We start from the raw sequence: 13545 nt of genomic DNA on the forward strand, positions 1-13545 counted from the left end.
AAGAAATTCTCTTTTTCTCCTTGCCAGTTAGGCACTTCATCGTTAATATTCGTCCGCATCGTTAATGCTGTCAGGTAGTAACGAGTTAGTATGTGCGTCCGTAGCTCAGTTGGTTAGAGCACCACCTTGACATGGTGGGGGTCGGTGGTTCGAGTCCACTCGGACGCACCAAATAACAATCTCTTGTTGTTTGATTACAGTATGCGCCCTTAGCTCAGTTGGTTAGAGCGCCACCTTGACATGGTGGAGGTCGGTGATTCGAGTTCACTAGGGCGCACCATTCTTCTTTTCTGGTTTTATTTTCTTTATAATTTCCTTTTAAAATCGCCCTCTTTGTACGTTTTCACTAAAATCAGCTATTATTTACCTTATTATTTCAACATTTATCCATTTTCTTCTATAGCTATTCGTCTCTATAATAGGCAAAATATAGCAGGTGAAAGGTTTCAGCACGTTAAGTAAGTCAGTTGTCCGTCAGTTTAATCAGGTATGTTTGTACCGTTTTGCATTCATGTTCTCGATTAGTTATGACGTTTCTTGCCTATAAACTGGCGGGATTGTTTATGTTTCGCAATAATAAAAGAAACAAAAAAACGGATACTTTCTCGCCTGAAGCCTTGATACAGCAGGCCATCATTTTCTTCTAACACAATACTATCGGTAGAATTTATCATCATGAAAAAAACCAAAATTGTATGTACCATCGGTCCAAAAACTGAATCTGAAGAAGTTCTGGGTAAACTGCTTGATGCAGGTATGAACGTAATGCGTTTGAACTTTTCTCATGGTGATTACAATGAGCATGGTCAGCGTATCAAAAACCTTCGCGCTGTTATGGCTAAGACTGGTCAGAAAGCCGCTATCCTGCTGGATACTAAAGGCCCTGAAATTCGTACCATGAAACTAGAAGGCGGCAATGATGCCTCTTTAGTTGTTGGCCAGACTTTCACCTTCACAACCGACCAAAGCGTTATTGGCAACAGCGAGCGCGTGGCTGTAACTTACACCGGCTTCGCCAGCGATCTGCAGGTCGGCAATACTGTACTGGTTGATGATGGCTTGATCGGTATGCAAGTTATCGAGGTTAAAGCCAATGAAGTTGTTTGCCGCGTACTGAACAGCGGTGACCTGGGTGAGAATAAAGGCATCAACCTGCCAAACGTTTCAATCCAACTGCCTGCCCTGTCTGAAAAAGATAAAAACGACTTAGTGTTTGGTTGTGAGCAAAACGTCGATTTCGTTGCAGCATCATTTATTCGTAAGCGTTCTGACGTGTTAGATATTCGTGAACATCTGAAGGCCCACGGCGGTGAGCACATTCAAATTATTTCCAAAATTGAAAATCAGGAAGGTTTGAATAACTTTGATGAAATTCTTGAAGCTTCTGACGGCATCATGGTTGCTCGTGGTGACTTAGGCGTTGAGATCCCGGTTGAAGAAGTTATCTTTGCTCAGAAGATGATGATTGAGAAATGTAACCGCGCACGTAAAGTGGTTATCACAGCAACTCAAATGCTGGACTCAATGATTAAAAACCCACGCCCTACCCGTGCAGAAGCCGGCGACGTTGCTAACGCCATTCTGGACGGAACGGATGCCGTTATGCTATCGGGTGAAAGCGCTAAGGGTAAATACCCATTAGAAGCTGTAACCATCATGGCAACCATCTGTGAACGTACTGACCGCGTGATGCCATGCCGTGTTGATACGCTGGCGACTTCGGGTAAATTACGTATCACCGAAGCAATTTGTCGTGGCGCGGTTGAAACTGCCGAGAAACTTGATGCCGTTCTGATCGTTGTAGCGACCCAAGGTGGTAAATCGGCTAAAGCCGTTCGTAAATACTTCCCTACTGCCCCCATTCTTGCACTGACCACCAATGAAACAACGGCTCGTCAGTTAGTGTTAACCAAAGGTGTTACCGCTGAACTGGTTAAAGAAATTGCCTCTACTGATGACTTCTATCGCATCGGTAAAGAAGCAGCATTAGCCAGCGGTTTAGCGCAGAAAGGTCAAATGATTGTGATGGTCACCGGCGCATTAGTCGCCAGTGGTACAACAAATACCGCATCGGTACATATCGTTTAAAATAATACTGGTTGTTAAAGCGCCGTTTATACGGCGTTTTTTTTTATCTTTTTTATATTAAAAACGCTCGTCTCGATATATTGACCATTTTTATATCTAAAAAACTTTTATTATGGTGGATAAAAATACAGTTTTATTTTCAGGGGATTATCACAAATATTCGATAAATCACTTCTGATGAACTTTTTAACTAGCGTAAGATCCTTTTTTTTTCAAATAAAAAATCATTTTGACTATTCTTTAACCAAATAAGCAAAATAGTTGGCAAGAAGTTAAAAAATTATTCTCATTCCAAAATACTTTGTGTAATACTTATCTGGCTACATGCAAAAAAGTTAATTCAAATTGAGGGTGTAAATATGAACCGTACTAAACTGGTACTGGGTGCAGTAATTTTAGGCGCTACTCTGTTAGCAGGTTGTGCTAAAACTGATACAACTACTAACAGCAAGCTGACTCAACTGATCAGCGATGTTGCTGCTTTACGTTCTGATGTACAAGTTGCTAAAGATGAAGCTGCTCGTGCAAACCAGCGTTTAGACAACATGACTCGTTCTTACAAGAAGTAATTCTTCTGGTAAGTGAAAATGGCGCACTCTGTGCGCCATTTTTTTTACCCTTAAACATCGGTTAGCCCATCGTCATTCAGTGATAATTATCCTTCCCTGCTTCTCACTCACTCGACCACCCCCTCTTTTCTTCTGCTTAAATAACTTTCTTAGCCGGGCAATTAATATCGTCTTTACGCTTGTGAAATAAAACAGCGTATAACAGCCCTTAGCAAGGCGCTAATTAATAGAGCTGGATATTTACGGACAACACATTTGAAATGAACTGGCTTGGTTCTGGCTGCTTATTTTTGCCCTTGTTAACCACCAGCAGGAATAAAATGGCTACAGCGTATTTAAATAAGTAAAAAAGACTGGGTGAGCTAATCAGAAGAGGTAATGGGGTATTTAAAAAAATAGCACAGCAGAGTGGCTCTACTGTGCTTTAGAACGACGCTATTACTTATTTATTCACGTTCACCGGTAAACCAGAGCGACGGGCAATCTCTTCTCTTACCTTAGCAGCATCAGTTACCGACTCATTCATAAAACTATCAACATAGCTACTGATAGAAATTGATTTTGTTTGCGGATCGTCATTCTCTGATTTAGACAGTGGTTGGTGAACTTCAACGTAACGTCGACCATCCGGTTCAACCGTTACTTTAACCGGTTCATTGATCACCTGCACTCTGGTACCCACAGGAACAGTATTAAATAAGGCTTCAATATCATCAGGGCGTAAGCGGATACAGCCAGAGCTCACGCGTAAACCAATACCAAAATCAGCATTGGTACCATGAATCAGATAAGTGCCGCCCGCTGCGGCTAAACGTAATGCAAACAGTCCCATAGGGTTTTCTGGCCCGGCAGGAATCACTGCCGGCAACGTAATGCCTTCAGCTAAATAATTTTTGCGAATATTGGCGGTTGGGGTCCAGGTTGGATTTGCCTTACGTTCTGTAATGCTGGTGACCATAATGGGAGTATCACGCCCTAACTGGCCGATACCAATAGGATAGACCACCACTTTATTCTGACCTTTCGGGTAATAGTAAAGGCGCAGTTCAGAAAGGTTAATCACAATACCTTCCCGCGGAGTATCTGGCAGGATCATTTGCAACGGAATAACCAGTTCTGAGCCAGGCTTAGGTAGCAGCGGGTCAACCTGCGGATTAGCCTGTAACATTCCAATCAGACCGATCATATAATCGGAAGAAATTTTTTCTAATGAACGACCATCAGTAGGGACAATCAGCACCCTGTTTTCGCCAATTAACCGGCTATTTGACGGCGGCAACGGGTATTCTGTCGCAAGTGCGGCAGACATATTGCCAAGACATAGTACGGCTAACATCGCCTTACAAAGTACAAACATACGATTCATGCTGAGTTCCTAAATAACATCAACTTTAGTTAATTTATAGGCTATCTGTCAGCAGATGAGCCCGTAATTAGCCGTTACAATATCAATATCCTGTAACAAAACAAAATTTTCACACAGAGATACCACTCTTTGCCAGATAAAAAATAATCAAATTGCTATTTTTACGTGCTATTCAGAGCCTGTTTGTCTAAATAGATTTATAAATCAATAGCGTTGTTATAACGCATAATGACTTATTTATTTTGTTAACCACCATAATTGTCATACCCAAATTTGGCTTGTTGAGCTAAGATAACTCAATTGTTAAATAAAAGTAACATTACCGGAGCTTATCATGACACAAACAGTACAACTCAAAGGCAATCCATTATCCGTCGTCGGCCAATTACCTAAAGCAGGTGAAAGCGCCAAACCTTTCACGCTGTTAGCGAAAGATCTCTCTGATGTTTCATTAAGCAACTATGCAGGAAAACGCAAAGTACTCAACATCTTCCCAAGTATTGATACTGGCGTATGTGCAACCTCAGTAAGAACCTTTAATCAATTAGCCGGTGATATACAAAACACCGTTGTGCTTTGTATCTCTGCCGATCTGCCTTTTGCTCAAGCACGTTTTTGTGGCGCAGAGGGTTTAGAAAACGTAGTCACTCTGTCGACTTTTCGCGGCACTGACTTCAAGAAAGACTACGGCGTAGAAATGCTAGACGGTCCATTAAAAGGCCTGACCGCGCGTGCGGTTGTGGTGTTGGATGAACAAGATAAGGTTATCTACAGCGAATTAGTTAAAGAAATTACGACTGAGCCTGACTATGATGCAGCGCTGGCATCGCTAAAGTAATAGCCAGCCGCTAAAATAAAAAAGCCGCCGGACGTTTGTTTTAAACACCGGCGGCTTCTTAATTGGATTAGTTAGACTTCATTATCTGACGTTTCACTATTTTTCGGCGCATTGCTTAGCCCATATTCTCTTAGTTTATTCGCGATCGCGGTATGAGAAACGCCCAGCCTCTTGGCCAACTTTCGGGTACTTGGATAGCTACTGTACAGCTGTGTCAGAACGGAGCTTTCAAAGCGTTTGCAGATCTCATCCAAGCTGCCTTCCATAATATCGTTGCCCAACATCATTTCTGAGGTTATTTCCGGCAGCATAATATCTTTTGCCTGAAGCTCACTCCCTTCCATCTGAGTAAAACCACGATAGAGAACATTCTTTAGTTGACGAACGTTACCCGGCCAGCCGTACTGGGTTAATAATGCGGTCAGCTCTGGAGCCAGCTTAGGTCTGGGCACCCCCAACTGATCGGCAAACAGCGTAATAAATTGCTCGGTTAATGGCATGATGTCCTGAACCCGCTCTCTGAGCGGTGGAATATTTAACGTCAGCACATTCAGACGGTAATAGAGATCTTCTCGAAATAGTCCCTGGCTAACTAAGTTCACCAGGCTTTTTTGTGTGGCGCAAATAACCCGAACGTCAACGTGCACTTCTTTATCTTCGCCTACCCGACGGAATGTACCGTCATTGATAAAGCGTAAAAGTTTAGATTGCATGGTCGGTGACATTTCACTAATGCTATCCAACAGGACCGTTCCGCCATTAGCCTGTTCAAAAAATCCTTTTTTAGCTTCGACAACGTTAGGATAAGCGCTGGCAGCCTGACCATAGAGTTCACTTTCCACCACGTCATCAGGCAAAGAGGCACAGCTGATAGCCAAGAACGGCTTATCACGACGGGCACTGCGTAAATGGCTAGCCTGAGCCAGGACATCTTTACCGGTCCCGGTATCGCCGATAATCAATAACGGTGCATCAAGCATGGCCAACTTATTGGCCTGTTCAATGAGCTGACGCATTTTACTGCTGACCGCAACGATATGGCCAAACGCGTTGTTGTCCGCCATATTTTTATTTTGCAGCTGGCGCCCTATTCTGGCCGCCGATTTCAGCACGATAACCGCACCGGTAACATCACGCTGCTCGCTGCTTTCATCACTCTGATAGATAGGCATAATATCAATCAGGTAATCCTGCCCGCGAACAATCGCCCGCTCAGAGTGCGGAACAATATCATCCCCCTCCAGATGGCGCAGGAAGTTATAGCCACTCACTAAGGTCGATGCCGATTGAGTCAGGATTTTTTCTTCTGTCATGCCGAATAACATCAGTGCAGCATGGTTTGCCAGCTCTATGCGCCCTTTTAAATCGATAGAAATAACCGGTTCCGGCAATGACTCAAGTAAAGCTCGTAATGCTCTAAGTCGCTGCTCTGAGGGCATATAGGATACGGTACGAACGTCTGTAACGCCGGTAATGCGGCGAATACTCACCATTAATGCGCTAAAAGCATCAAAATCAATGGCGGAAAAATTGAGATAAATCTTACCGGCGAGATCGATTTCAATGCCGCGCAGATCGATATTGCGCGCAACAAGTAAATCGAGTAACTCACGGGTCAGCCCCAACCGGTCTTCGCACAGAACTTCAAGACGCATCGTTTATAGCCTTACTCTATGAGTACGGTAGGTAATAGTTAGCGGTATGATACCCGTTAGCGAATAACAGATGAAGAGCACTGTCACAAAAAGTTGACAGATTTAACGAAAACGCTTTGAACACATGAATTATCTAACTTATTCAATATCGTTCTTAAAATATCCGCTCAAGCTTATTCCCTTTCTTAATAAAGATTGCTTATATTGGTTGTTCCGTTAACAGTAAAATAACAGAGAATATGGAATGAAAGACGCAACGCTTGCCCTACATCACGGATTTCAATGCGATCCGACCACTAAATCTGTCGCCGTTCCGATTTATCAGACCGTCGCCTACGAGTTTGACAATGCCCAACACGGCGCTGATTTATTTAATTTAGCCGTGCCGGGGAATATCTATACTCGGATAATGAATCCGACAAATGACATTTTAGAGAAACGCCTGGCGGCTTTGGAAGACGGTATTGCCGGGCTGGTGGTGTCAGCAGGAAGTGCTGCGATTACCTATGCAATTCAGACTATTGCTCAGGTCGGTGACAATATCGTCACTACGCCTCAGCTGTATGGCGGAACCTATACTCTATTTGCTCATATGTTGCCGAGTTCAGGCATCAACGTAAAATTTGCCCGGGATGATTCACCGGAAGCTATCGCAGAACTGATCGATGAGAATACTAAAGCGGTTTATTGCGAAAGCATTGGGAATCCGGCCGGAAATATTGCAGACCTGCAGGCTCTGGCTGACGTAGCCCATGCCAGAGGTATTCCGCTGATTGTTGATAATACTGTTGCATCACCGGTGCTGTGTAAGCCGATTCAGTTTGGTGCCGATATTGTGGTTCACTCTATTACTAAATATGTTGGCGGACACGGTAACTCTCTGGGTGGCGTCATCGTTGATTCAGGTAAGTTCCCTTGGGCTGAACATAAAGACCGTTTCCCGATGTTTAGTACTCCTGAACCGGCTTATCACGGCGTGGTATATAACGAAGCCTTCGGTCCGGCGGCATTTATTGCCAGAGCCCGCACGGTTCCGCTGCGTAACTGCGGCGCAGCCCTATCGCCAATGAATGCTTTCTTATTATTACAAGGGCTGGAAACGCTGTCATTGCGCATGGAACGTCATGTGGAAAATGCGATGAAAGTGGCCGAGTATCTGGAGAAGAACGATAAAGTCGCGTGGGTTAGCTATGCCGGTTTACCCGATCATCCTCACTTTAAACTGGCTCAAAAGTATATGTCAGGAACGCCGTCAGGATTACTTTCATTTGGTCTGAAAGACGGGTATCAGGCCGGCGTTAAGTTCTATGATGCCCTGAAGATCTTTAAGCGCCTGGTCAACATTGGTGATGCTAAATCTCTTGCCTGTCATCCGGCATCAACCACCCATCGCCAGATGTCTGAAGAAGAACAGGCGGTAGCCGGTGTTAAACCTGAAATGATCCGGTTGTCTGTCGGTATTGAGGCGATTGAAGATATTCTGGAAGATTTAGAGCAGGCACTGAATGCCTGAATAACCACCTGAGTTAATCCGTGGCGAGGCGTTCCCTCGCCACGTTTTTGTTTGATATCATTCTGTTTAATATCATTCTGTTCAATATCAAGAGCTACTTGCTGGCTTCACCTTTCGGTAATTTACTCTTCAACTGACTAATCAGTTGAGTGCGGAAATCCCCTAATCTTGGTTTATCCCCCTCCATCCACGGCAGCGGGCGACATAGCTCCATCGCTTTAATGCCTAAGCGAGCGGTTAATAAACCGGCGCCAATCCCCTGCGCTGCTCGGGTCGATAACCTTGCGGTAATATCTTGGGATATCCAGTCCATACCCACTTCACGAATCAGCTCGGTTGCGCCGGCAAAGGCGATATTCAGCATCACCAGTTTAAACAGCCGGATGCGGCTAAAGTAGCCCAGTTGAATACCATATATTGCGGCAATTCTATTAATCAGGCGTATATTTCGCCATGCAATAAAAGCCATGTCGACAATCGCCAGCGGGCTGACGGCTATCATCAGAGCAGACTCGGCGGCAGAACCGCTAATTTCACGCCTTGCCTGTTGGTCTAATACCGGCTGTACCAGTTTGGCATACAGGGCAACCACTTCGCGGTCATTCTGGGTTTCATGTAGCGATGCATGCCAGCGCTGTAAGGCCGGGTGGCTTTGATCTATTCCCGCCTGAACCGCCAATTTTTCACAAAACTCACGGCCTTTACCTAATCCGTGGCTTTGTAGCAACTCACGGGCAATATCCCGCTCTTCAGCCCGTTCACGCAGGCGATATAACCGACGCCATTCACTGACCACAGAGCCAATACCGGCAACCACAATAATGCCCCCCGCGGTGTATGCACCCAATGTAATCCATTCCTGCTGCTGAATAGCCGCGGATATCTGATAGATTCCTTGGGCGACTACGCTAAGACCAAACAGCCCTAACCCCAAAGTCACCATTTTTCGCCACAGGCTGCGTTTGGGGCGCAGGGCATTGTTAATGATTCCTTCAACTTGCCCCTCTTCCTGTTCTTCTTCCAGTTCCGGTGCTGAAGGGTAAAACTGTTCTGCCAGTTGCGAATCAAACACCTGATTACTGCGCAATACCGGGTCTTTTTCTTCCATCAATGGTTCATCAAATGTTACTCGCCCTTTTAATGGCTGATTCATCGCAGTTTATCTCCTAATAAAAACTCCATTACCGCGTCTAAACGAATGTGAGGTAATGGGGAGTCAACGCTCATCGGCTTTGGCCGGAATTCATCGAAATGAAATCCTTGCTGCTGCCAAAATTTCGGTTCAAGTAGTTTCGCCGGCACCTCTCCGGGGTAGACAGTTAAAGGCTCCCCGTCTTCCAATCGACTGCCTTTTAGCGCCGGGACTTTACCATTAGGCGTCTCAACAATTCCGCTGTCAGTCGCCTGAACGGATGCTAATCCAACGCAATCCATGCTGATACCTTCAAACGCTGCATTTTGCCAGGCTTCGTGCACCAGTTGCTGCAACAACGAGACCAGATTAGCGTGCTGATCCGGCGTAATATGGTCAGCTTTACTGGCGGCAAACATTAGTTTGTCAATGCACGGGGAGAACAGGCGCCTAAGCACCGTTCTTTGCCCATAATGGAAACTCTGCATCAACTGAGTTAAGGCTAAACGCATATCGTTGAAGGCCTGAGGGCCATTATTGAGCGGCTGTAAACAGTCGACCAGTACGATTTGCCGATCAAACTTCATAAAGTGATCTTTATAGAATCCCTTTACAATATGCTGGCAATAATAGTTATAGCGGGCGCGCAGCATGCCAAAATTAGTTTTTTTGTCGGCCTGGGCCAGCTTTGCCTGATTTTTGGCATCAATTTCTGGCCAAGGAAAAAACTGTAATACCGGCGCACCGGCGAGCTCTCCGGGTAACACAAAACGGCCGGGCTGAATAAAGTGTAAGCCTTCCTGCTTACAGCGTATTAAATAGTTGCTGTACTCCTCAGCAATGGCCGCCAACATATTTTCATCGATCGGGCCTAACGGGTCACATTTTTTACAAAGTTCAAGCCAAGGCTTGGCCCATTCGGCCCTTTCACCTTGCCTGACGCTGTTCATTTGATGTGACCAGTCCAGGTAGCTTTGTTCCAGCATGGGTAAATCAAGCAGCCACTCGCCAGGATAATCAACAATCTCCAGATAGAGCGTGGAGTGATTGGTGAAGTGGCGCAGCAGCGAATCGTTAGAACGAAAACGTAAGGCTAACTGGATTTCACTCACGCCTCGGGTTGGCGTTGGCCAGCTTGGCGGAGTACCGTATAAAGAGGCGAGCCCTTCATCATAAGTAAAACGCGGAATGCCAAAGTCTTTTTGAGGAATGCGTTTTACACCAAGCAGGCGTTCTTCCCGTACTGCTGAAAATAACGGTAGCCGTGCGCCGTTATTGATATTAAGTAACTGATTAACAAAAGCGGTAATAAATGCCGTTTTACCACTACGGCTTAAACCGGTAACCGCGAGGCGCAGATGGCGATCCATACCGCGGTTAACCAGTGAACCTATTTCATTTTGTAATCGTTTCATTCGGATCCTTAGTTAAGCGATAGGCAATGGAACCAAATAACTTTTTGAGTAATGGTTCACCAAAGATGACCAGTAGAAAACGAACCGGTCGCCATAAAGTGCTTTTAAGTAAGAATGATAACACTAAGACAGGAGCATAAGATTTACCAAGAAATAATAGTAGTGTTATAAGCGGGCTAATCAACGCCGGTAGTTTATTTCTCATGGTCTCTATTACTCCTGTTTGGAGAGCTCTTAAAAAGAGCGCTGCCCGACACAAAAGCAAGTTCCTTCATTAAGAAGGAACCCTGCATCAGATATTGATGATCGTACAGCTGAAACTAAAACTATAGGCGGCGAAAACGACTTTCAACCTGGAACGTTTCTGAGGTCAGATAACGCTCTAATTCGCGAAGGCGTTGTTCGCTGGTAGCTAAATCAAGCTCAGCCTGTTTGATTTTTTGCCGAACGGAGACCCGGCTGTGTAATGACGCTTCTTCTCCCGGAGCACTATCTAATACGAATGCCATAACAAAATAGACGATCACGGTAATAAAAAAGAAACCGAAAAATAGTGCCAGTACGGCCATGATTCTAACTAAAAGTACCGGAAGACCTAAATAACGTGCGATTCCGGCACAGACACCACTAATCATGCCTTCTTCTGGAATACGGTACAGTTTGTTGTTCATTAGCGTTGTCTCCAGTTTGGATGCTCTTCATCTAAAATAGCTTCCAGTACCTGAATTCGCGCTTTCATTCGCTGCGCTTCATCAGTCAGTGTTGCTAAGCGTTGAATATCCTGCTGATTTAATTGCCCGCCGTTACCTTGTTGCTTATTACGGTAGTGCATCCACAACCAAATAGGGATGATAAACACAACAAACAACGTTAACGGTATGGCAAGTAACCCCATTAGCCAGCTCATTGATATTCCTTCTTCATATCTTTATTCACTGCCGCTTATCCGTTACTGGCGAATAAGCGGCTTCATCTGCCTATTATTACTTATCAGGCTTCTTTGTTCATCTTTGCTTTAAGTGCAGCCAGCTCACTATCAATTTGCTCGTTAACTTTTAACTCAGTAAATTGCTGATTCAGGCTTTTCTCTTTGCCTAAACCAATGCTTTGGCCTTCGGCTTCCATATGGTCAATCCGGCGCTCAAACTGCTCAAAACGCGCCATTGCTACATCAAGCTTACCACTGTCTAGCTGGCGGCGAACGTCACGAGAGGTACTTGCTGCTTCATGACGTAAAGTTAAAGCCTGTTGACGAGCCCGGGTTTCACTCAGTTTAGCTTCCAGTTCGGCAATTTCGCTACGCATACGATCCAGCGTTTCATTAATTGTCACCAGCTCAGCGCTTAGGATAGTGACTAAATCAGCTACTTTTTGTTTTTCCATCAGCGCGGCACGAGCAAGGTCTTCTTTATCTTTACGTAAAGCCAGTTCCGCTTTTTCCTGCCAGTCGATTTGCTGAGCTTCGCCTTGCTCAATACGACGGGTCAGCTGTTTCTTTTCTGCTAAGGCTCGGGCGGATGTTGAACGAATCTCAACTAATGTATCTTCCATTTCCTGAATCATCAGGCGAACCATTTTTTGTGGATCTTCAGCTTTCTCTAATAAAGTGCTGATGTTGGCATTCACGATATCGGCAAAGCGTGAAAAAATACCCATGGTTATATCCTCTTTAGTTATTAATCAGTTAGATGGACTGTTGTACCATCTTGGTTAGATACCATAGATATATCAAGAAGCGTGCCAACTTTTAAAATTGTATAATATGCTGATTTTATTTAATTTTTATTTTTCTTGCTATTTACCCATGAAAAATGATGTGATTAAAAAAACCAACTAGTGGCGAAATTTACCATGTCTAATACCAATGATAACCTTCTTGGTGAAGCCAATAGCTTTATCGAAGTCCTTGAACAGGCCTCGCAGGTTGCTCCGCTAAATAAACCGGTTCTGGTTATTGGTGAACGGGGAACCGGTAAAGAGCTGATAGCCCATCGCCTTCACTACCTATCTAAACGCTGGCAAGGCCCTTTTATTTCCCTAAACTGCGCAGCACTGAGCGAAACGCTACTGGACTCTGAATTATTTGGTCACGAAGCCGGAGCCTTTACCGGAGCACAAAAAAGACACTTAGGCCGGTTTGAACGGGCTGATGGCGGAACGTTATTTTTAGATGAATTAGCCAATGCCCCGATGCTGGTACAGGAAAAGCTTCTACGGGTCATTGAGTATGGTCAGTTAGAACGCGTAGGCGGAACTCAACCATTGCAGGTCGATGTGCGTTTGGTTTGCGCGACTAATGAAGATCTCCCTGCCATGGCAAAGGCCGGTAAATTCAGAGCCGACCTGTTAGACCGCCTGGCCTTCGACGTAATAAACCTGCCACCTCTGCGCCAGCGCCGCCAGGATATTATGTTATTGGCTAATCATTTTGCTATTCAGATGTGCAGAGAGCTTGAGATTTCAGTTTTTCAGGGATTTACTCAGGATGCCGTTGAAACATTAATCAACTACAGTTGGCCCGGTAATATTCGTGAATTAAAGAATGTGGTAGAACGCTCAGTTTACCGGAACGGAAATAACGGTGAATTACTGGAGAATATTATTATTGATCCATTCTCCGGCACCGGCTTAAGCGCCTCCCCTGACTTAACTGCCATCGCCTCGAGCAACCCGGCATCCGTATTACCGGATTTACCCGTCAATCTAAAACAGTGGCTCTCAGATCGGGAGAATGACCTGGTTGCTAAGGCGTTAGAACAATCGCAGTACAATCAGCGTCAGGCGGCAAAGCTATTAGGATTAAGTTATCACCAGCTACGGGGAATACTTCGCAAGTCTGAGGCATTCAAAAATCAAAATAGTGACTGAGTTTTACTCAATGTGGATGAAAGTTTGGCAACTTATTCAGGAATACTCGCTTAAGCCATGCTAAGGATTGGGATGCTAGCTATACTCCTGTATAATCATTG

General features: G+C 44.8%; 12 protein-coding genes, 2 tRNA genes and 1 pseudogene. 7 read left to right on the forward strand and 8 right to left on the reverse strand.

The features are described from left to right. The first annotated feature begins 94 nt into the window (after positions 1-94). From YWE_RS0101395 to YWE_RS0101415, 4 genes are all read left to right on the forward strand, one after another. Positions 95-171 (forward strand) — tRNA-Val (locus YWE_RS0101395). A gap of 32 nt (positions 172-203) precedes the next feature. Beyond that, positions 204-280 (forward strand) — tRNA-Val (locus tag YWE_RS0101400). Between the two features lie 395 nt (positions 281-675). Next, positions 676-2088, forward strand: a complete 1413-nt coding sequence (gene pykF, locus YWE_RS0101410) for a pyruvate kinase PykF (RefSeq protein ID WP_029092900.1) — start codon at positions 676-678, stop codon at positions 2086-2088. 359 nt (positions 2089-2447) lie between these two features. Further along, positions 2448-2657, forward strand: coding sequence for an LPP leucine zipper domain-containing protein (locus tag YWE_RS0101415; protein ID WP_029092901.1), 210 nt, complete (start codon positions 2448-2450; stop codon positions 2655-2657). A gap of 451 nt (positions 2658-3108) precedes the next feature. Here the strand turns inward: YWE_RS0101415 and YWE_RS26290 are convergent. Beyond that, positions 3109-4023 (reverse strand): annotated as a pseudogene (locus tag YWE_RS26290) (L,D-transpeptidase family protein); the annotation flags it as partial. 334 nt (positions 4024-4357) lie between these two features. Between YWE_RS26290 and tpx the strand changes: the two are divergent. Beyond that, on the forward strand, positions 4358-4861 hold the full coding sequence (tpx, locus tag YWE_RS0101425; RefSeq protein WP_029092902.1) for a thiol peroxidase: 504 nt from the start codon (positions 4358-4360) through the stop codon (positions 4859-4861). 71 nt (positions 4862-4932) lie between these two features. Here tpx and tyrR read toward each other — a convergent pair whose 3' ends face one another. Continuing rightward, positions 4933-6516: a transcriptional regulator TyrR gene (tyrR, locus tag YWE_RS0101430; protein ID WP_029092903.1), complete on the reverse strand. Its 1584-nt coding sequence runs from the start codon at positions 6514-6516 to the stop codon at positions 4933-4935. 244 nt (positions 6517-6760) lie between these two features. Here tyrR and YWE_RS0101435 point away from each other — a divergent pair, with 244 nt between their 5' ends. After that, positions 6761-8029 carry an O-acetylhomoserine aminocarboxypropyltransferase/cysteine synthase family protein gene (locus YWE_RS0101435; RefSeq protein ID WP_029092904.1) on the forward strand — a complete coding sequence of 423 codons (1269 nt, stop codon included), beginning with the start codon at positions 6761-6763 and terminating at the stop codon, positions 8027-8029. A 94-nt stretch (positions 8030-8123) separates the two neighbouring features. Here YWE_RS0101435 and YWE_RS0101440 read toward each other — a convergent pair whose 3' ends face one another. The 6 genes from YWE_RS0101440 to pspA form a co-directional block, all read right to left on the reverse strand. Continuing rightward, positions 8124-9182 (reverse strand): YcjF family protein, encoded by a 1059-nt coding sequence (locus YWE_RS0101440; protein ID WP_029092905.1) that lies wholly within the window; start codon positions 9180-9182, stop codon positions 8124-8126. Then, a complete protein-coding gene (locus YWE_RS0101445) occupies positions 9179-10576 on the reverse strand; it encodes a YcjX family GTP-binding protein (protein WP_029092906.1) in 1398 nt (465 codons plus the stop codon). The genes YWE_RS0101440 and YWE_RS0101445 overlap by 4 nt, the downstream gene beginning before the upstream one ends. Continuing rightward, positions 10557-10781 carry a hypothetical protein gene (locus YWE_RS0101450; protein ID WP_029092907.1) on the reverse strand — a complete coding sequence of 75 codons (225 nt, stop codon included), beginning with the start codon at positions 10779-10781 and terminating at the stop codon, positions 10557-10559. Before YWE_RS0101450 ends, YWE_RS0101445 begins: the two co-directional genes overlap by 20 nt. Positions 10782-10902: 121 nt before the next feature. Continuing rightward, positions 10903-11247, reverse strand: a complete 345-nt coding sequence (pspC, locus tag YWE_RS0101455; protein ID WP_036014637.1) for an envelope stress response membrane protein PspC — start codon at positions 11245-11247, stop codon at positions 10903-10905. Next, positions 11247-11483 carry an envelope stress response membrane protein PspB gene (gene pspB, locus YWE_RS0101460; protein ID WP_029092909.1) on the reverse strand — a complete coding sequence of 79 codons (237 nt, stop codon included), beginning with the start codon at positions 11481-11483 and terminating at the stop codon, positions 11247-11249. The genes pspC and pspB overlap by 1 nt, the downstream gene beginning before the upstream one ends. 83 nt (positions 11484-11566) lie before the next feature. Then, on the reverse strand, positions 11567-12232 hold the full coding sequence (gene pspA, locus YWE_RS0101465) for a phage shock protein PspA (protein ID WP_029092910.1): 666 nt from the start codon (positions 12230-12232) through the stop codon (positions 11567-11569). Between the two features lie 195 nt (positions 12233-12427). Here pspA and pspF point away from each other — a divergent pair, with 195 nt between their 5' ends. After that, entirely contained in the window at positions 12428-13444 is a 1017-nt protein-coding gene (gene pspF, locus YWE_RS0101470) for a phage shock protein operon transcriptional activator (protein WP_029092911.1), read from the forward strand. Positions 13445-13545 lie beyond the last annotated feature (101 nt).

It is taken from the genome of Budvicia aquatica DSM 5075 = ATCC 35567, from assembly GCF_000427805.1.
Taxonomy (GTDB): Bacteria; Pseudomonadota; Gammaproteobacteria; order Enterobacterales; family Enterobacteriaceae; genus Budvicia; species Budvicia aquatica.

Excerpts from the sequence above, each read along its gene's own strand:
- pykF (WP_029092900.1), top strand. The coding sequence starts at position 676 with ATGAAAAAAACCAAAATTGTATGTACCATCGGTCCAAAAACTGAATCT.
- YWE_RS0101415 (WP_029092901.1), top strand. The coding sequence starts at position 2,448 with ATGAACCGTACTAAACTGGTACTGGGTGCAGTAATTTTAGGCGCTACT.
- tpx (WP_029092902.1), top strand. The coding sequence starts at position 4,358 with ATGACACAAACAGTACAACTCAAAGGCAATCCATTATCCGTCGTCGGC.
- tyrR (WP_029092903.1), bottom strand. The coding sequence starts at position 6,516 with ATGCGTCTTGAAGTTCTGTGCGAAGACCGGTTGGGGCTGACCCGTGAG.
- YWE_RS0101435 (WP_029092904.1), top strand. The coding sequence starts at position 6,761 with ATGAAAGACGCAACGCTTGCCCTACATCACGGATTTCAATGCGATCCG.
- YWE_RS0101440 (WP_029092905.1), bottom strand. The coding sequence starts at position 9,182 with ATGAATCAGCCATTAAAAGGGCGAGTAACATTTGATGAACCATTGATG.
- YWE_RS0101445 (WP_029092906.1), bottom strand. The coding sequence starts at position 10,576 with ATGAAACGATTACAAAATGAAATAGGTTCACTGGTTAACCGCGGTATG.
- YWE_RS0101450 (WP_029092907.1), bottom strand. The coding sequence starts at position 10,781 with ATGAGAAATAAACTACCGGCGTTGATTAGCCCGCTTATAACACTACTA.
- pspC (WP_036014637.1), bottom strand. The coding sequence starts at position 11,247 with ATGAACAACAAACTGTACCGTATTCCAGAAGAAGGCATGATTAGTGGT.
- pspB (WP_029092909.1), bottom strand. The coding sequence starts at position 11,483 with ATGAGCTGGCTAATGGGGTTACTTGCCATACCGTTAACGTTGTTTGTT.
- pspA (WP_029092910.1), bottom strand. The coding sequence starts at position 12,232 with ATGGGTATTTTTTCACGCTTTGCCGATATCGTGAATGCCAACATCAGC.
- pspF (WP_029092911.1), top strand. The coding sequence starts at position 12,428 with ATGTCTAATACCAATGATAACCTTCTTGGTGAAGCCAATAGCTTTATC.